Origin of the sequence: Mycobacterium sp. (assembly GCF_965277065.1) — a bacterium.
Taxonomy (GTDB): domain Bacteria; phylum Actinomycetota; class Actinomycetes; order Mycobacteriales; family Mycobacteriaceae; genus Mycobacterium.
Map to the genome: position 1 here is coordinate 604,328 of NZ_CBDIBT010000019.1, position 22,756 is coordinate 627,083.

Below are 22,756 nucleotides of genomic sequence, written 5' to 3' on the forward strand. Positions count from 1 at the left end.
CGGCGCCATGACACCGGAGGACTGGATCGCGCACGATCCCGACCCGATGACGGCCGCCGAACTCGCCCGCTGCGACGCGGCAGAGCTGGCGGCGAAGTTCGCCCGCCCGCTGTCGTTCGGCACCGCCGGGCTGCGTGGCCCGGTTCGCGGCGGCCCGGATGCGATGAACCTCGCCGTGGTGCTGCGCGCCAGTTGGGCGGTGGCCACCGTGCTCACCGGCCGCGGGCTGACCAACTCGTCGGTGATCGTAGGCCGCGACGCGCGGCACGGATCAGCGTCGTTCGCCACCGCGACCGCTGAAGTGTTTGCCGCCGAAGGCTTATCGGTGACATTGCTGCCGCATCCGGTACCCACGCCGGTGCTCGCGTTCGCGGTCCGGCAGACCGGCGCGGCGGCCGGCATCCAGATCACGGCGTCACACAATCCCCCTGCCGACAATGGCTACAAGGTGTACCTGGACGGCGGAATGCAGATCGTCTCCCCCACCGACCGCGAGATCGAAACCGCAATCGCCGCAGCCCCGTTCGCCGACCAGATCGCCAGATCCCCGGTCACCGCCGACGACCCCGCACTGGTGCAGCGCTACATCGCCCGCGCCGCCCGGGTACGGCGCTCGTCGTCGAGTCCGGTCCGAGTGGCCCTGACCCCGCTGCACGGCGTGGGCGGCGAGGTCGCCGTCGAAACGCTGCGCCGCGCCGGCTTCACCGATGTGCACACCGTCGCCACCCAGTTCACCCCCGACCCCGACTTCCCCACCGTGACGTTCCCCAACCCCGAAGAACCGGGGGCCACCGATGCACTGCTGGCGTTGGCCACCGAGGCCGACGCCGATGTGGCCATCGCCCTGGACCCGGACGCGGACCGGTGCGCCGTCGGCATACCGACGCCGACCGGCTGGCGGATGTTGTCGGGAGACGAAACCGGTTGGCTGTTGGGCGATTACATCTTGTCGCAGATCGACCCAGCCGATCGCACCAGCAGCGTGGTGGCCAGCACGGTGGTGTCGTCACGAATGCTCTCGATGATCGCCGCACACTGGGGCGCGCGGCACGTCGAGACCCTGACCGGTTTCAAATGGCTGGCCCGCGCCGATGCCGACCTGCCGGGCAGCACGCTGGTGTACGCCTACGAAGAAGCCATCGGACACTGTGTCGACCCGGCGGCGGTTCGGGACAAGGACGGCATCAGCGCCGCGGTGCTGGTCTGCGATCTGGTCGCGACACTCAGGGATGCCAACCGATCGGTTGGCGATGCGCTGGACGACCTGGCGCACCGCTTCGGTGTGCACGCCGGCGCCGCGGTGTCGCGTTCGGTCTCCGATGCCGGCGAAGCGGCCGCGCTGATGCGCCGCTTTCGGGCCGCGCCCCCCACCCGCCTTGCCGGGTTCGACGTCACGACAACAGATCTGATCCCACAGACCGATGCGCTGATCTTCGCCGGCGGCGATGCCGACACGAGGGCCCGGGTGGTGGTCCGGCCATCGGGTACCGAGCCGAAGGTCAAGTTCTACATCGAGGCCACCTCGGGCGACCGTCATCGTGCCACCGCGCTCCGTGACGAACTGACCGCAGCCGTGCGGGACCTTTAGCGCGGCCCGAATTGGCGGTCGCCGGCGTCGCCGAGACCCGGAACGATGTACGCGTCACCGTTGAGCCCGTCATCCACGGCCGCGGTGAACAGGCGCGCGTGGGGCGCTGTTTTCTCCAGCGCCGCAACGCCTCCCGGTGCCGCCACTACACACAGCACGGTGATGTCGTCGGCGCCGCGGCGTTGCAGCAGCCCAACGGCATGCGTCATCGAACCGCCGGTGGCCAGCATCGGGTCGAGCACGATCACCGGCCGGCCGCGCAGGTCGGCGGGCAGCGACTCCAAATACGGTGTGGGCCGGGCGGTTTCCTCGTCGCGGGCGACGCCGATAAAGCCCACCAACGCCTCCGGTAACAGCATGTGCGCCTGCTCGACCATGCCCAGCCCGGCGCGCAATACCGCCACCAGCAGCGGGGGTGTCACCAGCCGCGTGCCGGACGTCTCGGTCAATGGTGTTCGCACAGTGACGCTTTCGTGCGGTGCATCACGGGTGGCCTCGTAAACCAGCATCGACGTCAGCTCACCCAACGCGGCGCGGAACGCCGCGCTGCCGGTGTTCTCGTCGCGCAGCGCGGTCAACCGGACTGCGGCCAACGGGTGGTCAACAATACGCACGTCCATCAGGCGATCCCACCAGTCTCAGCAGTCCCTCGGCAAGGGATAGTGCGTGTCTCGAATTGTGACCATTGCGATATCACCATGCCCGGTCGCTGGCACGGATGTGACGTCAGTGCCTCAGGCCCCGAAGGAGTTGAAGAGGTCGAACCCGTATCCCACCAGGTCGATCAGCGGCTGCGCGGAGATCATCGGTGACCCGTCGAAAAGGACGTCTGGAGCCAACGACGGAATGCTTGCCGAGAGGGTGGTCAACTCGGCGAGCAGCGCGACGTCGAGTTGGTTGGTGTAGTCGTAGCCCGCCAGCAGCGAGTCGACGAACGACGTCGGCAGCGCCGGCTGGCCGGCGTCTTTCAGCAGGTCGTTGATTGGGTCGATGAAGGATTGCACCCCGGCATATTCCATCCCGGCGAGCATCTGCAGCGGGTCCATCCTCGGGATGAACCCAGCAACACCGGATTCGACCAGTTGACCCGTCGCGTCGACCTGCCACGGGCCTATCGCATCGGTGCCGTTGACACCGACGAACGGGTCGCCCGGGTTGCCGTAGGCCCAGTTGTTCGTCAACGTCGCGTATGGGCTGAAGCTGTCGTAGAAGAACCGCCCGGCCTGCCCGCCGTCGTACAGAAACGCCAGCGTCGGAAGCGGCGCGGGAATGGCATAGAAGTTGGTGTCGCCGATGGTCCCCAGATCGATGATGTTGGTGGTGTCCAGGTTCACCAGCGGATCAGGGTCCGGATAGTACGGGTGCACCGTCTCGATGCCGATCAGCGCGTTGATGTCGGCAGAGATATTGCTCGGGTCCAGCGGGAAGTTCGCGTAGCCGTCGTACTCGGCCGTATAGACGTCGGTGTCGATGCCGCTCGTCGGCGTCGGGGCCAGGTCCAGCGGAATGTTGAGGAACGGAACGTGCTGACCGTCAGCGAATTGGAAGCGGTCGAGAATGCCGCCGATCGCGCTGTTCGGATCGCCGAGCAGGGTCACGTGAAGGTTGTCCAGATTCGGGTTCGGGTTGTTGGGGTCGAGAAGCTGATTCATCCAGACGGTCGCAACGGTCGCGCTCTGCGAGTAGCCGAGCACTGAAACCGGGCCATGAGCCAGCGCGTCAGTCGGCGCGCCGTCCAGTGCGGTGACGCCGGCGTTGACCGAGTCGCCGAAAGTCAGTGGAGCCTCGGTGGGATTGCAGATGATCGGGCAGAACTGCTCGGGCGTGGGGAGGCCCTGATAGCCATACCCGTCGAAGGTCGGCTGGCCGGGAAACAGCGGCGTTTGCGGCTGCAGGTAAAGCTGCTTGACGGCGTCGATGTAGCCGGAGTCGGGCATCGGGTTGCCGGTACCGCCCATGATGAAGCCCTCGCCGGCGACCAACGACACCTCGGCCATCAACGCCCGCACCCCGGACTGAAAAGCCGGCGTCATGGCAACCCCGGTGGCACAGGCGGCCGCCATCAGAAGTGCGCTCGCGCGCGTCTGCACCGCAACAGTCATCGAAAGACCTCTCTGCCCGCGGGTGGCACCCCCGACCCCGCGGCGTGGCTGAATCGTAATGCAACACGGCGAACTCACAGTTATTTTTCATCGGATAGCCAGCCGACACGTGTAGAGCGGCGCCCACGGTCGCGGCGACACCGGTCATATACTCCGGCCATGCAACGCCGATCTGGGCGCAGCGGCAGGCAAAATCCGCTGTTAAGCGTCTTCGGAGTACTGGCCATCGCGACCGGTCTGATGTTGTGGTCAGTCTCTGTTCAACGGCCGTCTGACAGGCCGATCGACATGACAGCCGCGGCGGTTCCGACCCCCGCTCACCTCGTCATCGTGGTCGAAGAGAACCGCTCGCAGTCCAACATCATCGGCAACCGGGCGGCCCCCTTCATCAACCAGCTGGCCGCCAACGGCGCGATGATGTCGCAATCCTTCGCCGAGGTGCATCCCAGCGAACCCAACTACTACGCGTTGTTCGCCGGCAACACGTTGGTGAAGGAAACGTCTGTCCGGTCAATGCGGGCAACGCACCCAACCTCGGCTCGCAACTTCTCGGGGCCGGCTACACGTTTGCCGGCTTCGCGGAGAGCCTGCCCGCGCCGGGCTCGGAAGACTGCCGGGCCGGTAAATACGCGCGCAAGCATGTGCCCTGGGCCAGCTTCACCAATATCCCCGGGTCGCGGTCAATTCCGTTCTCGGCGTTCCCGGCTCCGGCCAATTACGCCAGCCTGCCGACCGTCTCGATGGTCATCCCCAACCTGGACAACGACATGCACGACGGGTCGATCGCACAGGGCGACCAGTGGCTCTATCAGAACCTGTCGCAGTACGCCTCGTGGGCGCGGACCAACAACAGCCTGCTGATCCTGACCTGGGACGAGGACGACAACACCTCGCGCAATCAGATTCCGACGGTGCTCTACGGCGCAAACGTCCGGCCCGGCAACTACGACGAGCCGATCAGCCACTACAACGTGCTGTCCACGATCGAGCAGATGTACGGGCTGCCCAAGCTAGGCCTCGCGACCAGAGCGCCCGCAATCATCGACATCTGGGGTGCCTGACCCGATCCGGTGAGTGGTCGTCGCTATTGTGAGCCGCATGGCTGCTGACCTCGTGCCTATCCGCTTGAGCCTGACCGACGGCGATCGCTACACGGTGTGGGCACCCCGTTGGCGCGACTCCGGGGACGAGTGGGAGGCGTTTCTGGGCCGCGACGATGACCTCTACACCTTCGAGACGGCGGCTGATCTCGTCGCGTTCGTGCGCACCAACTCCGACAACGACCTGGTCGACCACCCGGCGTGGCCCGACCTGACCGAGGCCAACGCCCACAAGCTGGAGCCCGCCGACGACAAACACTTCGATCTGGTCGCGGTCGAGGACGTGGTGTCGGACAAGCCGACTGCGGAGTCGCTCGCAACGCTGGCCAACGCCTTGACGATCGTCTCGTCAATCGGGTCGGTGTGCGAGCTGCCCGCGGTGATGAAGTTCTTCAACGGCAACCCGACGCTGGGAACGCTGAGCGGCGGCATCGACCACTTCACCGGCAAGGCCGGGCTCAGGCGCTGGCACGCCATCGCCGACGTCGTCGGGCGCGGCTGGGATGAGGTGCTCAAGGCCGTCGACGAGATCGTCAGCGTCCCCGACGTGGACGGCACGGCGTCGAAAGCCGCCGAGGCCGAGTTGGCCGAACCGTTCGAAGAAGAGGTGCCCGAAACCGAGCCAGAGACCACCGACGAAACCGAACCCGAGCCCGGGGCCGCAGTCGAGGAGGACGCCGAGACCGACGCGGCGGACGACGTGGTGGTGCTCGGCGGCGACGAGGACTTCTGGACCAAGGTCGGCATCGACCCGATCCGGATCATGACGGGCACGAGCACGCTCTACACCCTGCGCTGTTATTTCGATGACCGCCCTATCTTCTTGGGCCGCAACGGAAGAATCAGCGTGTTCAGCTCGGAGCGCGCGCTGGCCCGCTACCTCGCCGACGAGCACGACCATGACCTGTCCGACCTGAGCACCTATGACGACATCCGCACGGCGGCCACCGACGGCTCGCTGCAGGTCAACGTCACCGACGACAACGTCTACGTGCTCAGCGGTCTGGCCGACGACTTCGCCGGCGGCCCGGAGGCGGTGGACCATGAACAACTCGACCTGGCCGTCGAGTTCCTCCGCGATCTCGGCGAGTACTCCGAGGACGCATCCGTGGTCAAGGCGCTCGACATCGATGAGCCGCTTGGCACCCTGATCGCCTACGTCCTCGACCCCGACTCGACCAGCAAGCCGCCCGCGCCGTACGCCGATGCCGTGCACGCCTGGGAAGAGCTCGAGCAGTTTGTCGACACGCGCCTGCGGCGCGAATAACGCCGCGGCCGACGCGTCACGAGCCCGGGAAGTTCACGTCCTTGGTCACGGCTTTCCATTCCTCGATGGACGACGACACCGCGGTGATCTTGTCGCGCATCGCCTTGAGGACATCGCGGCCCAACAGCAGGTGCAGCGGCGGATCGTCGAGTCCGGTCACCATCAGCACCGCCTCGGCAACCTTTTTGGGGTCGCCCGGCAGGTGGTCGGCGAACTGTTTAATCAGGTCCTTGCGAGCCGCCACGTCGGTGTAATCGGCGATCGGAGTGGCTGACTCCTTCATCGATCGCGTCGCCCAGTCGGTGCGAAAAGCTCCCGGCTCGATCGCGGTGACTTTGATGCCCAACGGCCGAACCTCGGTGGCCAGCGCTTCGGTCACCGCCTCGAGCGCGAACTTGGTCGACGAGTAGTACGCGTTGGGCGGATTGGCCACCAGGCCTGTCATCGAGGAGATGTTCACGATGTGGCCCGAGCCCCGCGCCCGCATCGCCGGCAACACCGCCTTGATCATGTTCACCGCGCCGAAGTAGTTGACGTCGAACAGCTTTCGGACCTCGGTATCCTCGCCTTCTTCAACAGCCGACAGATAACCGTGCCCGGCGTTGTTGACCAGAACGTCGACGCCACCGAACGCGTTCTCGGCCGCCGACACCGCGGCGGCGATCTGGCCGGCGTCGGTGACATCGAGGGCGACGGCCAGCGCGCGGTCCCCGAATTCATCGGCGAAGTCCTGCACCGCCTCGGGCCGTCGCGCGGTGACCACCGCGCTGTGGCCGGCTTCGAGGACCGCGCGGGCGATCTCGCGTCCGAAACCGGTCGAGCATCCGGTGATCAGCCACCGCGCCACCTCAGGCCGTCCCTTCCGGTAGCCGCCGCAGGTAGGCCGCACGCCGATCGGTGAGTTCGGCCTTGCGCTGCTCGGGAGTCACCTGAGGCAGGTCCGGCACTTCGGTGTCGAGCCGGTCCAGCTTGACGACCCGGCCGTGGGCGCCGAGGTCTTCGCTCGGGCCGGCCTCGCCGAACTCGGCCATCCGCAGCGTCAGGATGGCTTCGTGCAGCCCGTCGGAGTCGATCCAGTTGGCCACTCCGGGATCGCTCGGGGACATGACGAAGGTGTAGCTGCCGTCCCCGTTGGTGACCGACTGCGCCTTGTTCAAACTGCTGGTGCGGTCGACGATGTCCAGCGTGGTGCCCCAGATGTTGCTCAGCGGCACGGTGAAGTATTCGGCGCCGCCGTCATGGACGTCGACTACGAAGGCCTCGTCCGGGGCGAGCTCGAAGCGGCCCATGACGTAGACCTGGTTGCGCATCGCACCGACCTTGTCTGCCGACCACGCGAGGTTGAAGTGGTTGGGCGGCATCTTGTAGACGCCGTGGCTGAGCTTGCCGGTGAAGTTGGCGAAGTACTCCATCATCGCCGCCGTCGCGTCGGCCTGCTCGTCGCGCGTACGCGCCGGTGTCGCGCGTGGTCCGCCGATCCGTTGCACCTCAAAGTAATTGGGGTCGTCGCGGCTCCAGTCCAGTAGTACGTCGCGGACGTAGAACTCGTGTGCTGCGGAGGTGGTCTGCACGTGGTTGGGCCGCCCGTTGGCGGCATCGGCGTCGACGGTAATGGTGAAGCTGCCGTCGGAGTCCGCCCGCATAGTTCGGCCGTTGAGCACGTCCACGGTGCCCATCTGGGCATCCCAGAGCGTGAAGTAGTTCTCGGTCATCCGGTGCTCGCCGACCCGGCCGTGGATCTCGTAGCGCTCGTCCCCCGATATCGGGATTACCCGATAGACACTGTCGGGATTGTCGATGCCCCAACGTGATCCGGGGATCCGGTGGCCCTCCACCGGATGCGCCAGCCGCGTGATGCAACTGACCTTGGGCCGCAGCTTGTCCTGGTTGGACGACCAGATCGCCGCCGAGAACATCACCTCGGCGAATGCGTCCTCGAACCGCTCGCGCATCGGCGGCGTCGCTTTCGCCCGTCCCAGCCAGGTCTCGGCCACGGACTGATACGCCGCTTTGACGACTGGGTGCTCGATCAGCTCGAGTGCCGCCACTTCCTGCTCGTGCTGAGCCGCCGTCGCGACGGGGTTTGATGCCATTAGCTCTCCTCACTCCCGACGTACTGGTCGAAACGCTTGTTGTACTGGGTGAACCGCTCATCGACCTGCTCGGGTCGCAGGCCGTAATCCGCCAACTCGTACGGCGGGCGCGCCGCTTCGCGGGGCCGTTCCTCGAGCCAACGTCGCATTGCCGTTTCTGCGTCGACGGTAAATGCCAGCCCGATGGCGTCGTAGACCCGGGCCACTTGGCCGATCGGGTCGGCAACCGCATCGTCGAAGCCGATGTCGGTGACCCGGGCAGACTCGTCGGACCAACTATCCCGCACCGCCATCGCGCGATCATTGGTCCAGCCCATCCGCTGCAACCACTGCGCGCCGACCTGATCGGCGTCGACCGTGTCGGAATGCATCGCGTGCAGCGTGGCGTTCAGGCTGGCTCCCGAGGCGATCGTGACGCGCGGGTCGCGATGCATGTGCACGATGTGCAGGTCGGGAAACTGTGCGCGCAGCTGACCGAGATAGCCGAGATGGGCCGGTGACTTGAGCACCCAGCGCTGGGCGTCGACTCCACAGCGGCGTTTCTGCCACTGCAGGAACTGCAGCATGCGGTGCAGATGGCGGAAGGCGGGCGCGAAATCCTGTGTGTCGAGCCAAGATCGGTAGTTCGGGAGGTGCGCGCCGGACTCCGGGACGTGCGACAGAAATGCGTCGGCCAGGAAAACGATCTCCTCCTCGGCCTCCCGCGCATACATCGGATGAATGGCGAACAAGTCGGGCGCCAGTTCACGGGATTTGGCTTCGCGTCGTTCGCTGACGGCGATACGCGGATCGACGCCGACGAACGGGTAGTCCAGGCGAGGCGCCGCTTCGACGACTTCCCAGCCGTACGCGCACTGGAAGCGCGGGTCCGCGGCCAGCAGCCGCTGCAGCAGCGTGGTTCCGCTGCGCATCATCCCGACCACCACGACCGGCGCCGCCACCCGCTCCTCGAGAATGTCCGGGTGCCGGCGGATCCACTCTTGGGCGCGCAGTCGCATCCGCAGGCTGTGCACGATGCCCGCGCGCAGAATGAGCACCCCGATGGCGTTGAGGTCGGCGGTCGCGTAGTCGGCCAGCAGCACCTCCAGCGGATGCTCGAAATCGCCTGGCCCCCAGTCGCTCAGAGATTCCTTGCGCTGGGCGTCGGCGAATACGGCAGTCAGATCAAAGGGGTCCACGAGATCAGAACTTTAGATGCTGGCTGACATCGCCGAGCTGGTCGACGAACATGATGCGGCTGTCGAACCACCACACGCCGTCCAGCCGGTGGAACGTGTCTTTGTAGTGGCCGGTCACAATCACCTGTAACGGCAAGTCGGGGGTGGCCTGGGTGACGCAGTAGTAGGACCTGCCGCGAGCGGTGCCCTCGGCCTCGTCGATCCAGAGTTGCACGTTGCTGGTGTGGTGCCTGGTCTTCGGAGTGCCGTCCTCGTAGATCCGGGTGGCCATCTCATAAATCCGCCGCACTCCGGCGGCTCCCTCGAACACCGTTTCCGGCGGCCCGTTCTCGACACCGCAGATCCGCCCGTGCGCGAATAGTTCGGCTACACCATCCAAGTCACCGGCATCGAGGATCTCGGCGTAGTGGTAGATCAAGTTGGTGATTTCCCGTCCGCTGTCGGTCACCCGGAAATCCTGGCAGAACCGCCCCGGGTCGCAGGCCTTTTGGGTCGAATCGGGCGGTACGTTTCCTCCCATGGGTGAACTAGACAACTCGGTCGCGGTCATCACCGGCGCGGCGCGCGGCCAGGGGCGCAGCCATGCCGTCGCCCTCGCCGAGCAGGGGGCCGACATCATCGCGATAGACATCTGCGCCGATGTCGAGACCATTCCCTACCCGATGGCCACGAAATCCGACCTGGACACAACCGCCGAGCTGGTTCGGGCAACCGGCCGGAAGGTGGTGCCCGTGATCGCCGACGTCCGTGATCTTGCCGCGCTGGAGGCCGGGGTGCAGTCGGGAATCGATGCGCTCGGCGAGATCGACATCGTCATCGCGAACGCCGGAGTCGTGGCTATCGGCGACACCCAGACTCGTGCCCAACCGCTCTTCGACACGATCGTCGACACCAACCTCAAGGGCGTGTGGCACACGTTGTTGGCGACGGTGCCCTCGATCGTCCGCAGGGGCACCGGCGGGTCCGTCGTTCTGGTCAGCTCGTCGCAAGGCCTGGTGGGCCGCGGCGGTGACGGCAGCACCGCGATGTTCGCCTACGCCGCGTCCAAACACGGCGTGGTCGGGCTGATGCGGTCGGCGGCAAACGCGTACGCGCCGAACAAGATTCGGGTCAACTCCGTCCATCCCAGCGGCGTTGCGACACCGATGATCCTCAACGACTTCGTGATCAACCGGATGTTGGAGAACCCCAACCCGGCCGTCTCGCAGATGCTGCTGCCCGACGTGCCGTTGGTCGAGCCGCACGACGTCTCCGAGGCGGTGCTGTGGCTCGTCAGCCCGCGGTCGCGCTACGTGACGGGCATAACGGTTCCCGTCGACGCCGGTCACGTCGTCATGTAGCAGCGGCCTAATCCACCAGACAGGCATTGCGAGGCTAACGACGCGCGCCCAGTGTGCATCCTGCGACGCCCAATCGGCTTGTCGCGTAGTCAGATTCACACTCGGCGCCCGAACCGGCGCCGTCTCAACCCACCAGAACGGCGTAGCGCGGCTTGATCACCTCGTCGATGATCGCCAGTCGCTCGTCGAACGGGATGAACGCGGACTTCATCGCGTTGACCGTGAACCGCAGCAGATCGCTCCACCCGTAGCCGAAAGCGTCGACGAGAAGCGCCATCTCACGCGTCATCGTGGTGTCGCTCATCAGCCGGTTGTCGGTGTTGACGGTGACCCGGAAGCGGGTGCGGGCCAGCAGGTCGAACGGGTGCTCGGCGATGCTGGCGGCCGCTCCGGTCTGCACGTTGGAGCTCGGACACATTTCCAAGGGAATTCGCTTGTCCCGCAGGATCGATGCGAGCCGGCCGAGCCGCACCTCGCCGTCTTCGGCGACATCGATGTCGTCGACGATGCGCACCCCGTGGCCCAGCCGGTCCGCGCCGCAGTACGCGATCGCCTCCTGGATGGACGGCAGACCGAACGCCTCCCCCGCATGGATTGTGAAGCGGGCATTGTTGTTTCGCATGTATTCGAAGGCATCCAGGTGCCGGGTCGGCGGATAGCCGGCTTCCGCGCCGGCGATGTCGAATCCGACTACGCCCTTGTCCCGGAATCGGATGGCCAACTCGGCGATCTCCCGGGACACCGCTGCGTGCCGCATCGCCGTGACCAGGCAGCGCACCACGATGGGACGCCCGGCGGCGGCCGCCGCCCGCTCTCCGTCGGCGAATCCCGCGAGCACCGCATCGACCACCGCGTCGAACGACAGGCCCCCATTGATGTGCAGTTCGGGGGCAAAGCGGACCTCGGCGTAGACCACCGAGTCCGCAGACAGGTCTTCGACGCTTTCGTAGGCAACGCGGTGCAGCGACTCCGGCGTCTGCATCACCGCGACCGTGTGCGAGAACGGTTCGAGGTAACGCTCCAGCGAGCCGCTGTGCGAGGCGGTCCGAAACCACTTGGCGAGTGTGTCGACGTCGTTCGCGGGCAGGCCGTCGTATCCGATCTGACCGGCGATGTCGAGCACGGTCGCCGGGCGCAGACCCCCGTCGAGATGATCATGCAGCAGCGCCTTCGGCGCCTTCTTGATCGTGTCGATGTTCAGCGGCGTGGTCATGGGGTGATCCGATCGATGATCAGGGGCCTTTCGGCCGGGGGCGAATCGGCGACTGTGAAGCCCGCATCCAATTCGGTCAACGCGCCGGGAAGGAGCTCCGGGGTGTCGGTGTACAAGGTGAACAACGTGTCACCGGCCGCCACCGGGCTGCCCGAACGGCGATGGATCTGGATCCCGGCGCCGGCCTGGACCTGTTCGCCCGGACGGGATCTGCCCGCTCCGAGCCGCCATACCGCCAGCCCCACTGCCTTTGCGTCGATGTCACCCATTGTGCCGTTCCGGTTGCTGGTGACGGTTTCGGAGTACCGACCAACCGGCAAGGGGACGGACAAGTCCCCGCCCTGAGCGGCGATCAATGCCCGGAACCGGTCCATCGCCGTCCCGTCGCGCAACGTCTGCGCGGGGTCGCGCCGGTCGATGCCCGCGATGTCGAGCATCTCGCGAGCCAGCCCGACGGTGAGGCTCACCACGTCCGGCGGACCGCCGCCCGCCAACACCTCCAGCGCTTCGGCGACTTCGAGCGCGTTGCCGACGGCCGCGCCCAATGGGCGATTCATGTCGGTCAGCACCGCACAGGTCGGCAGCCCATGCGCGGCGCCCAGCGCGACCATGGTCTCGGACAGGTCGCGGCATCTCGCTTCCGAGCGCATCAGTGCGCCGGAGCCCACCTTGACGTCGAGCACCAGGGCGCCAGTCCCCTCCGCGATCTTCTTGCTCATCACCGAGCTGGCGATCAGCGGCATGGATTCGACCGTGGCGGTGATGTCGCGCAGCGCATAGAGTTTCGCGTCGGCAGGCGCCAGCTGCCCGGCCGCGAAGATGGCCGCGCCGACATTGCAAAGTTGTTGCCGCACTTGCGTATTGGTCAGCGATCCGGTGAATCCCGCGATCGACTCCAGCTTGTCCAGAGTGCCACCGGTGTGGCCGAGCCCGCGGCCGGAGGCCTGTGGCACCGCGCCTCCACACGCGGCGATCACCGACACCAGCGGCAGGGTGATCTTGTCGCCCACCCCGCCGGTCGAGTGTTTGTCGACGGTGCGCATGGGGCGGCCGTCGCGCCGCAAGTCGGTGAAGTCCAACCGGTCGCCGGAGGCGACCATGGCCGCCGTCCAGCGCGCGGTCTCGCAGTAGTCCATGCCGCGCAGGAACACTGCCATCAGCAGCGCCGACATCTGCTCGTCGGCGACCTGCCCGCGGGTGTACGCGTCGATGACCCAGTCGATCGCGCCGTCGGACAGCCGGCCCCCGTCGCGCTTGGTTCGGATTACCGTCGGCGCGTCATAATTCATGGCGACACTCCTCGACCCCGGCTGCGCCGGCATCTTCGTCATCGTCGCGATTCATGGCGACACTCCTCGACCCCGGCTGCGCCGGCATCTTCGTCATCGTCGCGATTCATTCGCGGCCTCGATACGCGGTAAGGTCCTGCGGGCCAAAGGCTTCCGGCAGCAGGTCGCCGAGCCGCCGGGGGGCGTCGGCATGATCGATCAGCAGTTCCGGTCCGCCGTGTTCCAGCAACACCTGACGGCAACGGCCACACGGCATCAGCGGCGCGCCCCTGCCGTCGACGCAGGACAGCGCGAGCAACCGGCCGCCGCCGGTCGAATGCAAAGCGCACACCACCGCGCACTCCGCGCAGAGACCTAGGCCATATGAGACATTCTCCACATTGCAGCCGGTGACCACCCGGCGATCGTCGACCAGCGCAGCCGCGCCCACCGGGAAACCAGAGTAGGGCGCATAGGCCCCACGCGCTGCACCAATCGCACTGTCGCGCAGCGATTTCCAGTCGATCACGTCAGCCACAGTCCCAATTCCACGCGCTGCTGCAATGCATCCGAACCACCCCGTCCGCTGTTGCCTAATTCACATGGCCAGCCTAGATTCTGTGCGGGCTAAAGCGTCGGTGGACACGAAGCGCGTCATTCGGTCGCAAGAATGGCGGCCGGGCAGACATTTGAGACTAAATTAGGCCATGAGCAGGCGTGGCGATCGCAAGGCCGGCGAAACCGGTCGCAGCGGGTTGCCACTGGAGAGCGTGGCGATCGCAAGGCCGGCGAAACCGGTCGCAGCGGGTCGCCACAGGAGAGCAGGCGCCGATGACGACGACATCCGCGAACGCGGCTACGCCGGAGGGGTCTTCGAGAGTCCGGCGGTTGCGGCGCACCCTCTATCGCGGCGATCCGGGCATGTGGTCCTGGGTACTGCACCGGATCACGGGCGCCACCGTCTTCTTCTTCCTGTTCATCCACGTGCTCGACACCGCCCTGGTCCGGATCAGCCCGCAGGCCTACGACGAAGTCATCTCGACCTATAAGACGCCAATCGTGGGCCTGATGGAGCTCGGATTGGTCGCCGCAGTGCTCTATCACGCGCTCAACGGCATCCGCGTCATCCTGATCGACTTCTGGGGGCAGGGGCCTCGCTATCAGCGGCAGATGCTATGGACGATCGGCATCGCCTGGGTGCTGGTGGTCGTGCCCGCCGCGGTGGTGGTCACCATCCACATGATCGGACACTTCCGATGAGCTCACCAGATCTGCAGTTGGGTAGGGGCGAGGTCGCGCCGGTGCGGCAGCGCAGCCACGACCGTCCGGCCAGCCTGGACAATCCGCGGTCCCCACGCCGGCGCGGCGGCATGCCGAACTTCGAGAAGTACGCCTGGTTGTTCATGCGGTTCTCCGGCATCGTGCTGGTGTTTTTGGCACTGGGCCATCTATTCGTGATGCTGATGTGGGAGGACGGCGTCTACCGCATCGACTTCAACTACGTTGCGCAGCGCTGGCATTCGCCGTTCTGGCAGACGTGGGATCTGTTGCTGCTCTGGCTGGCACAGCTACACGGCGGCAACGGGCTACGCACCATCATCGACGACTACAGCCGCAAGGACTCCACCCGTTTCTGGTTGAACAGCCTGCTCGTCTTGTCGATGACGTTCACGCTGGTGCTCGGGACCTATGTGCTGTTGACGTTCGACCCCAATATCGGAGGTTGACCGGTGATTAGCGAACACCGATACGACGTGGTGATCGTCGGTGCCGGCGGCGCCGGGATGCGGGCGGCCGTGGAAGCCGGACCCCGAGTGCGCACAGCGGTTTTGACCAAGCTCTACCCGACCCGTAGCCACACCGGTGCCGCACAGGGCGGCATGTGCGCGGCGCTGGCCAACGTCGAGGACGACAACTGGGAGTGGCACACCTTTGACACCGTCAAGGGCGGTGACTACCTCGCCGACCAGGACGCGGTCGAGGTGATGTGCAAGGAAGCGATCGACGCGGTGCTCGACCTGGAGAAGATGGGGATGCCGTTCAACCGCACCCCCGAGGGCCGCATCGATCAACGCCGTTTCGGTGGGCACACCCGCGACCACGGCAAGGCGCCCGTGCGCCGATCCTGTTACGCCGCGGACCGAACCGGCCACATGATCCTGCAGACGCTCTACCAGAACTGCGTCAAGCACGACGTCGAGTTCTTCAACGAGTTCTACGCCCTCGACCTGGTGCTCAGCGACACCCCGGACGGCCGGGTGGCCACCGGCGTGGTCGCGTACGAACTGGCCACCGGCGACATTCACGTCTTTCACGCCAAGGCCGTCGTGCTCGCGACTGGCGGCTCGGGCCGGATGTACAAGACCACGTCCAACGCCCACACGTTGACCGGCGACGGCATCGGCATCGTGTTTCGTAAGGGACTTCCGTTGGAGGACATGGAATTTCACCAGTTTCACCCAACCGGTCTGGCCGGCCTGGGCATTTTGATCTCCGAGGCCGTGCGCGGCGAGGGCGGCCGGCTGCTCAACGGCGACGGCGAGCGTTTCATGGAGCGCTATGCGCCGACGATCGTCGACCTTGCACCCCGCGACATCGTTGCCCGCTCGATGGTGCGCGAAGTGCTGGAGGGTCGCGGTGCCGGTCCGCATAAGGACTACGTGTACATCGACGTGCGGCATCTCGGCGCCGACGTGCTGGCCGCCAGGCTGCCGGACATCACCGAGTTCGCCCGCACCTACCTCGGGGTGGATCCGGTCAAGGAGCTGGTTCCGGTCTACCCGACCTGCCACTACGTGATGGGCGGCATTCCGACCACGATCACCGGACAGGTGTTGCGGGACAACGCCATCACCGTACCCGGGCTGTACGCCGCGGGCGAATGTGCCTGCGTGTCGGTACACGGCGCCAACCGGCTCGGCACCAATTCACTGTTGGACATCAACGTCTTTGGCCGTCGAGCCGGAATCGCCGCGGCGGCTTTCGCGAAAGGCCACGACTTCGTCGACATGCCAGCCGACCCGGCGGCGATGGTGGTTGGCTGGGTCGGCGACATTCTGTCTGAGCACGGCAACGAGCGGGTCGCCGACATCCGCGGGGCACTGCAGCAGACGATGGACAACAATGCCGCGGTGTTCCGCACCGAAGAGACGCTCAAGCAGGCGCTCACCGACATCCACGCGCTCAAAGAGCGGTATTCCCGAATTTCAGTGCAAGACAGAGGAAAACGTTTCAACAGCGACCTTCTGGAAGCGATCGAGCTCGGCTTCCTGCTGGAGCTCTCCGAGGTCACCGTCGTCGGTGCGTTGAACCGCAAGGAATCTCGCGGCGGGCACGCTCGCGAGGACTACCCTAACCGCGACGACGTCAACTACATGCGTCACACGATGGCCTATAAACAGGGCAGCGATCTGCTCAGCGACATCCGGCTGGACTTCAAACCGGTGGTGCAGACCCGTTACGAACCCAAGGAGCGGAAGTACTGATGAGCTCGGACGTGGACACCCACGCCGCCCCGGCCGGTGACCCGCCGCTGCCGGCGATCCCTGGGGGCTCGGTGATGGTGACGCTACGGATCGCCCGATTCAATCCGGAAAACCCGGAGCAGTACGCCGATTCCGGTGGCTGGCAGAGCTTCCGGGTGCCGTGCCTGCCGACCGACCGGGTGCTCAACCTGCTGATCTACGTCAAGAGCTACCTGGACGGCACGCTGACCTTCCGGCGGTCCTGCGCGCACGGTGTGTGCGGATCCGACGCCGTGCGGATCAACGGGAAGAACCGGCTGGCGTGCAAGGTGCTGATGCGCGATCTGCTGCCGACGCCGAAAAAGAGCAAGCCCGGTAAGCCCCTGACGATCACGATCGAGCCGATCCGCGGACTGCCCGTGGAAAAAGACCTGATCGTCGACATGGAACCGTTCTTCGACGCCTACCGCGCTGTCAAGCCGTACCTGGTCACCAGCGGCAATCCCCCCACGCGGGAACGGATTCAGAGCCAGACCGACCGCGCCCGCTACGACGACACGACCAAGTGCATCCTGTGCGCGGCGTGCACCACCAGCTGTCCGGTGTTCTGGAACGAGGGCAGCTACTTCGGCCCCGCCGCCATCGTCAACGCGCATCGGTTCATCTTCGACAGTCGTGACGAGGCCGCCGCCGAACGCCTCGACATCCTCAATGAGGTCAACGGTGTCTGGCGCTGCCGCACCACGTTCAACTGCACCGACGCCTGTCCGCGAGGCATCGACGTGACCAAGGCGATCCAAGAGGTCAAGCGCGCATTGATGTTCACCCGCTGACGGCGGTGGTCCGCTGAGCGGACCACACGCGTGGTGGTTCGTCCCGTGCGCCCCGACCACTGCGCGGCGGGCCTGGTGTTTGACGCCGCGCCGCAGGCATACACCGCATCGCCGGAACCAAGGCACGGGCGCGCACGGCCATCGAGCAGATCTGGCGCGGTGATCCTGACCGCCGCCGAGTGACGAAAGAACTTGTCCTGAGCAAACCGGGTTTCGGGCAACGGCGACGTGGCATAGTGCGCCTGGTGTTCACTGAGCGCCCACAGCTCACCCGCGGGACTTCACTAGGCATCGAGGTGCTGCTGTGTTGTACGGCAGCGGCGGGCGGGGTCGGCGCTGTGCTGTGTGCCCCCGCGTTGCAGCACAACCTCTTTGGCACGGCCGGGCTCGCTGCCGCCCAGTCGGAAGCGTTCGGGAACCTCGCCGACCGGGTAATCCATTGCGCTGTGGTGGATTTCATCGCCATTGGCCGGTGGCCGGTGTTCAACCTCGCCGACGTGGCAATCGCCGGAGGGGTGGCAGTTGCCGGTGCATCCTTGGTCTGAGTCGCGGTAAGCCGCATGCGCAGAATCCTTTTCAACGTTCGCGGCATGCCGGTGTGGAGCTATCCGGCGCTGTTGTACCTCGGATTGGTCTGCGGCTTCTACGTAATGTACGCGGTTGCGCCCGAGGTGGGATTGCCACGCGCGCCTGCCGCCGACGCGATGCTGGTGCTGTTCGTGCCGGCCATCATCGGTGCCCGCATCTGGTTCGTGCTCGACCACTGGTCGATCTACTGGCACGACAAGCGGCGCATCTGGCGCCGATCTGACAGCGGCATGACGCTCTACGGCGGCCTGGTCCTCGCGCTGGCTCTGTCGCCGCTGGTGATCAAGGCTTTCGGACTCCGATTCGCGGCGTTCTGGGACGCTGCCACGTTCACCATCCTGGCGGGAATGACCTTCACCAGGGTGGGCTGCCTGCTCAACGGCTGCTGCTCGGGCCGACGTACCGGCGGCCGGTTCGGGCTGTGGCTCCCCGATCACCAGGGCAGCTGGCAGAGGCGCTATCCGGTCCAGTTGTTCGAACTCGTCGGCGCGCTGCTGCTGCTGGGCGCGGCGGCGGCACTCCTTGCGGTCGGTCCTCCCCGCGGGACCATCTTCGCGTTCGCGCTGCTGGGCTACGTCGCCATTCGCTTGGCCATCGACCCGTTGCGGGAGCGCCCGACCGGTGGCGGCGCGGGTCGCGCGACGGCGCTGGCCGCGTTCGTCGGCTGTTCGCTGCTGGCAGCCGGCCTGGGCTGGTTTGTCTCGAGGTGACGAGGCGCGGGCAGGCATCCTGAACCCGTGTACCTCGGCCTCGTCGTCAACCCCTTCGCCCAGAAGAACCGTGGGGCCGCGACTGACCGCGCCGCACGCTTGCGGCGTCTCGTCGGCCCGTGGGGCGAGGTGCACGAAACCAAGTCGGTCCACGCGCTCCCCGGATCGTCGATCGGCTCTCCTGCACGATGTCCTCGGCATCTGCCACCGTGCCGGTCAGCCGATAGGCGACCGACATGAGATGTGGGCGCAGCGCCTCGAAGTCGCTCACCTGTCTCGTGGAGGTCGCTGCCCGAGCGCAACGCCGCGGACATTTGGGGCGCCAAGAAGCGCAGGGGCGTTACGCTCGCGGACACCATGACCGAGAACCTCTGGCTGCACTTCGCCAGACACGGGCCGGGCATCACGGCACCGATCATCACCCGCGGCGACGGCGTGACGATCTTTGACGATGCCGGCAAAAGCTATCTCGACGGGCTGTCAGGTCTGTTCACGGTGCAGGTCGGTCACGGCCGCGCCGAACTCGCCCAGGCCGCCGCCCGGCAGGCCGAGACGCTGGCGTTCTTCCCGCTGTGGGGATACGCCACCCCGACCGCGATCGAGCTCTCCGAGCGGCTCGCAGGCTACGCCCCGGGTGATCTCAACCGGGTCTTCTTCACCAGCGGCGGCACCGAGGCGGTCGAGACCGCGTGGAAGGTCGCCAAGCAGTACTTCAAGCTGACCGGCAAACCGGGTAAGCACAAGGTCATTTCGCGGGCGGTCGCCTATCACGGCACCACGCAGGGCGCGCTGGCCATCACTGGCCTGCCGAAGTACAAGGCGCCCTTCGAACCGGTCACGCCCGGCGGTTTCCGGGTGCCCAACACCAACTTCTATCGCGCCCCCGAACCGGTCAGCACCGACATCAAGGCTTTCGGCCGGTGGGCCGCCGACCGCATCGCCGAGGCGATCGAATTCGAAGGACCCGACACCGTCGCCGCGGTGTTCCTCGAGCCCGTGCAGAACGCCGGCGGCTCGATCCCGCCACCACCCGGATACTTCGAACGGGTACGCGAGATCTGCGACCATTACGACGTACTGCTGGTGTCCGACGAGGTGATCTGCGCGTTCGGCCGGATCGGATCGATGTTCGCCTGCAGCGATTTCGGCTACGTGCCCGACATGATCACCTGCGCCAAGGGAATGACGTCGGGGTACTCGCCGCTGGGGGCGATGATCGCCGGCGAGCGGCTGTTCGAGCCGTTCAACGACGGCGCGACGATGTTTCCGCACGGCTACACGTTCGGCGGCCATCCGGTCTCCACCGCGGTCGCGCTGGCCAACCTCGACATCTTCGAACGCGAAGGGCTCAACGACCGCGTCCGACAACTGTCGCCCGCGCTGCGCGCCACCCTGGAAAAGCTCTACGACCTGCCGATCGTCGGCGACGTCCGCGGCGAGGGGTACTTCTTCGGCATCGAGCTGGTGAAAGACAAAGCGACCAAACAGACCTTCGACGCGGACGAGAAGCGCGCGCTGTTGAGCCGGGTATCCGCTGAGCTGTTCGCGGCCGGGTTGTATTGTCGCACCGACGATCGCGGCGACTCGGTCATCCAGCTGGCGCCGCCGCTGATCAGCGGCCAACCCGAGTTCGACACCATCGAAGCGATCGTGCGCCAGGTGCTCACAGAGGTGTCCGATGGCCAAGCCGCCCATTGACCCGATCCGGTGGCAGCCACCGCCGTCGCGGCCGCTTCCGGAACCCGATTTCACTGCGACACTGCACATCATCGACGTGCCCGGCACCGCCGCCGAGGACGTCGTCGCCGATGCCGACGGCAACATCTTCACTGGGGTCGAGGACGGTCGCATCGTTCGGGTCAGCCCCGACGGCAATTCCGTGCAGGTGGTCGCCGACACCGGCGGGCGACCGCTGGGCCTGGCGGTCGCGCGCGACGGCCGTCTGCTGATCTGCGACAGCCACCGCGGGCTGCTGCGTTACGACCCGGCCGGCGGGACGATCGAGACGTTGGTCGCCGAGATCGATGGCCGCCCGCTGACCTTCTGCTCGAATGTCGTCGAATCATCGGCCGGCACAATCTTTTTCACCGAGTCGACGAGCCGCTTCTACTACGAGTATTACAAGGGCTCGATCATCGAGGGACGCTCGAGCGGGTCGCTGTTCCGGCGCGATCCCGACGGCACGGTCACCGAGCTGGCCGACGGGCTCTCATTCGCCAACGGCGTCACGCTGACCGCCGACGAGTCCGCGGTGGTGTTCGCCGAGAGCGCCGGATGCCGGGTGTCGAAGTACTGGCTGACCGGAGACCGGGCCGGCACCATCACCCCGCTGGTCACCGAGCTGCCGGGCTATCCCGACAACATCTCCACCGGCCTAGACGGCCGGATCTGGGTGGCGCTGGTCTCGGATCGCAACGCGCTCAACGAGTGGCTGGGCCCGCGTGCGCCGATCATCCGCAGCCTGATGTGGAGACTCCTGCCCTACCGGTGGCTGCCCGATCCCACGTCGACGGTGTGGGTCGTTGGGTTCGACGCGGACGACGGACACGTGGTGGCCCAGCTGCACACCCAGCACGCGGATTTCGGTTTGGCCACCGGCGTAGTGGAAACATCAGGGCGGCTGTGGCTCGGCCGCATCGCCGGGCCCGGCATCTGTTACCTGGATTTGTAACATCCGTAACACCAGTCACAGCGCGGCTCACCGAAATCGGGCCGCCGATCGCCTACTCTGCTCACACATGCACTGCCTACGGCCGTTCTTCCGCTCAGCATCATGCCTGGCAGCGGCCAGTTTCATGCTGAGCACCCCCGCGTTGCTCGGCTTGCCGGCGGCCCGGTCCGAGCCCGGGCCCGGGCCCGGACCGGGCGTCGTGCACGACACGTGCCCCTACAAGGTCGCGACTCCGGCGGCGGTGGACTCGTCGGAAGTCCCGCAGGCCGGTGAGCCACCGTTGCCGCTGCCGGTACCGCCGTCGCCGATCGGCGGTAACGCACTCAGCGGTTGCGGCGTGGTCGCCGCGGCCGGCACTCCCCCGGTTCCCGGCGACATCTCGGCCGAGGCCTGGGTGGTGGCCGACCTGGACAGCGGCGCGATCGTCGCCGCTCGCGACCCGCATGGTCGGCACCGTCCGGCCAGCATCATCAAGGTGCTGGTGGCAATGGCATCGCTGCGCGAGCTCAACCTCAACAAGACCGTCAACGGCACGCCGGAGGATGCCGCCGCGGAGGGCACCCGGGTCGGCGTTGCCCCGGGCGGAACTTACACCGTGAACCAGTTGCTGCACGGCCTGCTGATGCACTCCGGCAACGACGCCGCGCACTCACTGGCGACGCAACTGGGCGGCATGCCGACCACGCTGGACAAGATCAACGCCCTGGCGGCCAAACTCGGAGGCAAGGACACCCGGGCCGCGACACCGTCGGGTCTGGACGGGCCGGGCATGAGCACCTCCGCATACGACATCGGGTTGTTCTACCGGTATGCCTGGGAGAACTCGACTTTCGCCGACATCGTGCACACCGAGATGTTCGACTTCCCCGGCCACGCCGACAGCCCCGGCTACCAGCTGGAGAACGACAACCAGCTGCTCTACCACTACCCGGGCGCGCTCGGCGGCAAGACCGGCTACACCGACGACGCCGGCCAGACGTTCGTCGGCGCCGCGAACCGCGACGGGCGCCGACTGATGGCGGTGTTGCTGCACGGCACCCGGCTGCCGATCCCGCCGTGGCAGCAGGCGGCGCACTTGCTGGACTACGGTTTCGCGACCTCGCCGGGAACCCGGGTGGGGACCTTGATCGAACCTGACCCGGCGCTGCTCGCACCGTCCGGCAAATCCGGCCCGGGTGACAACGGCGGCGGACCCGCCGCGGATGCGGCCGCGCTGCTACCCAGCGTTGACGCGTTGCCGGTTAGGGTCGGTGTCGCGGTCATCGGTACGGTCGTCGTGTTCGGCTTGATTATGGTGGCGCGCTCGATGAACCGACGGCCGCAGCACTAAGCAGCGGCCCG

21 protein-coding genes and 3 pseudogenes are annotated in these 22,756 nt (G+C 66.5%); 14 read left to right on the forward strand and 10 right to left on the reverse strand.

What is annotated here, in order from left to right; genetic code table 11:
- Window positions 1-7 precede the first annotated feature (7 nt).
- Window positions 8-1,588, forward strand: coding sequence for a phospho-sugar mutase (locus ACQY5A_RS20070; RefSeq protein ID WP_428342068.1), 1,581 nt, complete (start codon window positions 8-10; stop codon window positions 1,586-1,588).
- Here the strand turns inward: ACQY5A_RS20070 and upp are convergent.
- Both upp and ACQY5A_RS20080 read right to left on the reverse strand, forming a co-directional pair.
- The gene (upp, locus tag ACQY5A_RS20075) at window positions 1,585-2,208 is read right to left on the reverse strand and encodes a uracil phosphoribosyltransferase (protein ID WP_428342069.1); all 624 of its coding nucleotides are present in this window, start codon (window positions 2,206-2,208) and stop codon (window positions 1,585-1,587) included. The two genes, ACQY5A_RS20070 and upp, sit on opposite strands and share 4 nt — an antisense overlap.
- Before the next feature lie 114 nt (window positions 2,209-2,322).
- A complete protein-coding gene (locus ACQY5A_RS20080; protein WP_428342070.1) occupies window positions 2,323-3,690 on the reverse strand; it encodes a PE-PPE domain-containing protein in 1,368 nt (455 codons plus the stop codon).
- Window positions 3,691-3,930: 240 nt separating this feature from the next.
- Between ACQY5A_RS20080 and ACQY5A_RS20085 the strand changes: the two are divergent.
- Window positions 3,931-4,751: pseudogene (locus ACQY5A_RS20085) on the forward strand (alkaline phosphatase family protein).
- 37 nt (window positions 4,752-4,788) lie between these two features.
- Window positions 4,789-6,057 (forward strand): protein export chaperone SatS, encoded by a 1,269-nt coding sequence (gene satS / locus ACQY5A_RS20090; protein ID WP_428342071.1) that lies wholly within the window; start codon window positions 4,789-4,791, stop codon window positions 6,055-6,057.
- 16 nt (window positions 6,058-6,073) lie between these two features.
- Here the strand turns inward: satS and ACQY5A_RS20095 are convergent, their stop codons facing one another.
- Genes ACQY5A_RS20095 through ACQY5A_RS20110 form a run of 4 tightly spaced genes read right to left on the reverse strand, consistent with a single transcriptional unit; the run spans window position 6,074 to window position 9,776 of the window.
- The gene (locus ACQY5A_RS20095; protein WP_428342072.1) at window positions 6,074-6,904 is read right to left on the reverse strand and encodes an oxidoreductase; all 831 of its coding nucleotides are present in this window, start codon (window positions 6,902-6,904) and stop codon (window positions 6,074-6,076) included.
- Between the two features lies 1 nt (window position 6,905).
- A complete protein-coding gene (locus ACQY5A_RS20100) occupies window positions 6,906-8,150 on the reverse strand; it encodes a hypothetical protein (RefSeq protein ID WP_428342073.1) in 1,245 nt (414 codons plus the stop codon).
- Window positions 8,150-9,328 carry a sulfotransferase family protein gene (locus ACQY5A_RS20105; RefSeq protein ID WP_428342074.1) on the reverse strand — a complete coding sequence of 393 codons (1,179 nt, stop codon included), beginning with the start codon at window positions 9,326-9,328 and terminating at the stop codon, window positions 8,150-8,152. The genes ACQY5A_RS20100 and ACQY5A_RS20105 overlap by 1 nt, the downstream gene beginning before the upstream one ends.
- Window positions 9,329-9,332: 4 nt before the next feature.
- Window positions 9,333-9,776 (reverse strand): nuclear transport factor 2 family protein, encoded by a 444-nt coding sequence (locus ACQY5A_RS20110; RefSeq protein WP_428342075.1) that lies wholly within the window; start codon window positions 9,774-9,776, stop codon window positions 9,333-9,335.
- Between the two features lie 70 nt (window positions 9,777-9,846).
- Here ACQY5A_RS20110 and ACQY5A_RS20115 point away from each other — a divergent pair, with 70 nt between their 5' ends.
- Window positions 9,847-10,668, forward strand: a complete 822-nt coding sequence (locus ACQY5A_RS20115) for a mycofactocin-coupled SDR family oxidoreductase (protein WP_428342076.1) — start codon at window positions 9,847-9,849, stop codon at window positions 10,666-10,668.
- A 124-nt stretch (window positions 10,669-10,792) separates the two neighbouring features.
- On the opposite strand, the gene ACQY5A_RS20120 is transcribed toward ACQY5A_RS20115, so the two are convergent.
- From ACQY5A_RS20120 to ACQY5A_RS20130, 3 genes are all read right to left on the reverse strand, one after another.
- Window positions 10,793-11,881: an adenosine deaminase gene (locus ACQY5A_RS20120; RefSeq protein ID WP_428342077.1), complete on the reverse strand. Its 1,089-nt coding sequence runs from the start codon at window positions 11,879-11,881 to the stop codon at window positions 10,793-10,795.
- A complete protein-coding gene (locus ACQY5A_RS20125) occupies window positions 11,878-13,170 on the reverse strand; it encodes a thymidine phosphorylase (RefSeq protein WP_428342078.1) in 1,293 nt (430 codons plus the stop codon). Before ACQY5A_RS20125 ends, ACQY5A_RS20120 begins: the two co-directional genes overlap by 4 nt.
- A 106-nt stretch (window positions 13,171-13,276) precedes the next feature.
- Complete coding sequence (locus ACQY5A_RS20130) at window positions 13,277-13,678, reverse strand: cytidine deaminase (RefSeq protein ID WP_428343258.1); 402 nt, start codon at window positions 13,676-13,678, stop codon at window positions 13,277-13,279.
- Window positions 13,679-13,980: 302 nt separating this feature from the next.
- Here ACQY5A_RS20130 and sdhC point away from each other — a divergent pair, with 302 nt between their 5' ends.
- The 7 genes and pseudogenes from sdhC to ACQY5A_RS20165 form a co-directional block, all read left to right on the forward strand.
- On the forward strand, window positions 13,981-14,409 hold the full coding sequence (gene sdhC / locus ACQY5A_RS20135) for a succinate dehydrogenase, cytochrome b556 subunit (protein ID WP_428342079.1): 429 nt from the start codon (window positions 13,981-13,983) through the stop codon (window positions 14,407-14,409).
- Window positions 14,406-14,876 carry a succinate dehydrogenase hydrophobic membrane anchor subunit gene (locus ACQY5A_RS20140; protein ID WP_428342080.1) on the forward strand — a complete coding sequence of 157 codons (471 nt, stop codon included), beginning with the start codon at window positions 14,406-14,408 and terminating at the stop codon, window positions 14,874-14,876. The genes sdhC and ACQY5A_RS20140 overlap by 4 nt, the downstream gene beginning before the upstream one ends.
- A gap of 3 nt (window positions 14,877-14,879) precedes the next feature.
- Window positions 14,880-16,634 carry a succinate dehydrogenase flavoprotein subunit gene (gene sdhA / locus ACQY5A_RS20145; RefSeq protein WP_428342081.1) on the forward strand — a complete coding sequence of 585 codons (1,755 nt, stop codon included), beginning with the start codon at window positions 14,880-14,882 and terminating at the stop codon, window positions 16,632-16,634.
- Window positions 16,634-17,446, forward strand: a complete 813-nt coding sequence (locus ACQY5A_RS20150; protein ID WP_428342082.1) for a succinate dehydrogenase iron-sulfur subunit — start codon at window positions 16,634-16,636, stop codon at window positions 17,444-17,446. Before sdhA ends, ACQY5A_RS20150 begins: the two co-directional genes overlap by 1 nt.
- Before the next feature lie 245 nt (window positions 17,447-17,691).
- Complete coding sequence (locus ACQY5A_RS20155) at window positions 17,692-17,991, forward strand: signal peptidase II (protein ID WP_428342083.1); 300 nt, start codon at window positions 17,692-17,694, stop codon at window positions 17,989-17,991.
- Window positions 17,992-18,006: 15 nt separating this feature from the next.
- Window positions 18,007-18,744: a prolipoprotein diacylglyceryl transferase gene (locus ACQY5A_RS20160; protein ID WP_428342084.1), complete on the forward strand. Its 738-nt coding sequence runs from the start codon at window positions 18,007-18,009 to the stop codon at window positions 18,742-18,744.
- 27 nt (window positions 18,745-18,771) lie between these two features.
- Window positions 18,772-18,903: pseudogene (locus ACQY5A_RS20165) on the forward strand (retinol dehydrogenase); the annotation flags it as partial.
- A 16-nt stretch (window positions 18,904-18,919) separates the two neighbouring features.
- Here ACQY5A_RS20165 and ACQY5A_RS20170 read toward each other — a convergent pair.
- Window positions 18,920-18,982, reverse strand: a pseudogene (locus tag ACQY5A_RS20170) (hypothetical protein); the annotation flags it as partial.
- 119 nt (window positions 18,983-19,101) lie between these two features.
- On the opposite strand from ACQY5A_RS20170, the gene ACQY5A_RS20175 reads away from it, so the two are divergent.
- From ACQY5A_RS20175 to ACQY5A_RS20185, 3 genes are all read left to right on the forward strand, one after another.
- Window positions 19,102-20,442: an aspartate aminotransferase family protein gene (locus ACQY5A_RS20175; protein ID WP_428342085.1), complete on the forward strand. Its 1,341-nt coding sequence runs from the start codon at window positions 19,102-19,104 to the stop codon at window positions 20,440-20,442.
- A complete protein-coding gene (locus ACQY5A_RS20180) occupies window positions 20,423-21,415 on the forward strand; it encodes an SMP-30/gluconolactonase/LRE family protein (protein ID WP_428342086.1) in 993 nt (330 codons plus the stop codon). The genes ACQY5A_RS20175 and ACQY5A_RS20180 overlap by 20 nt, the downstream gene beginning before the upstream one ends.
- A gap of 67 nt (window positions 21,416-21,482) precedes the next feature.
- Window positions 21,483-22,745 (forward strand): D-alanyl-D-alanine carboxypeptidase family protein, encoded by a 1,263-nt coding sequence (locus ACQY5A_RS20185; RefSeq protein WP_428342087.1) that lies wholly within the window; start codon window positions 21,483-21,485, stop codon window positions 22,743-22,745.
- The last annotated feature ends 11 nt before the right edge of the window (window positions 22,746-22,756 follow it).

Bases quoted from the DNA above. Each gene is read 5' to 3' on its own strand.
- ACQY5A_RS20070 (WP_428342068.1), top strand. From the start codon at position 8: ATGACACCGGAGGACTGGATCGCGCACGATCCCGACCCGATGACGGCC.
- upp (WP_428342069.1), bottom strand. From the start codon at position 2,208: ATGGACGTGCGTATTGTTGACCACCCGTTGGCCGCAGTCCGGTTGACC.
- ACQY5A_RS20080 (WP_428342070.1), bottom strand. From the start codon at position 3,690: ATGACTGTTGCGGTGCAGACGCGCGCGAGCGCACTTCTGATGGCGGCC.
- satS (WP_428342071.1), top strand. From the start codon at position 4,789: ATGGCTGCTGACCTCGTGCCTATCCGCTTGAGCCTGACCGACGGCGAT.
- ACQY5A_RS20100 (WP_428342073.1), bottom strand. From the start codon at position 8,150: ATGGCATCAAACCCCGTCGCGACGGCGGCTCAGCACGAGCAGGAAGTG.
- ACQY5A_RS20115 (WP_428342076.1), top strand. From the start codon at position 9,847: ATGGGTGAACTAGACAACTCGGTCGCGGTCATCACCGGCGCGGCGCGC.
- ACQY5A_RS20120 (WP_428342077.1), bottom strand. From the start codon at position 11,881: ATGACCACGCCGCTGAACATCGACACGATCAAGAAGGCGCCGAAGGCG.
- ACQY5A_RS20125 (WP_428342078.1), bottom strand. From the start codon at position 13,170: ATGAATTATGACGCGCCGACGGTAATCCGAACCAAGCGCGACGGGGGC.
- sdhC (WP_428342079.1), top strand. From the start codon at position 13,981: ATGACGACGACATCCGCGAACGCGGCTACGCCGGAGGGGTCTTCGAGA.
- ACQY5A_RS20140 (WP_428342080.1), top strand. From the start codon at position 14,406: ATGAGCTCACCAGATCTGCAGTTGGGTAGGGGCGAGGTCGCGCCGGTG.
- ACQY5A_RS20150 (WP_428342082.1), top strand. From the start codon at position 16,634: ATGAGCTCGGACGTGGACACCCACGCCGCCCCGGCCGGTGACCCGCCG.
- ACQY5A_RS20160 (WP_428342084.1), top strand. From the start codon at position 18,007: ATGCGCAGAATCCTTTTCAACGTTCGCGGCATGCCGGTGTGGAGCTAT.
- ACQY5A_RS20175 (WP_428342085.1), top strand. From the start codon at position 19,102: ATGACCGAGAACCTCTGGCTGCACTTCGCCAGACACGGGCCGGGCATC.
- ACQY5A_RS20180 (WP_428342086.1), top strand. From the start codon at position 20,423: ATGGCCAAGCCGCCCATTGACCCGATCCGGTGGCAGCCACCGCCGTCG.
- ACQY5A_RS20185 (WP_428342087.1), top strand. From the start codon at position 21,483: ATGCACTGCCTACGGCCGTTCTTCCGCTCAGCATCATGCCTGGCAGCG.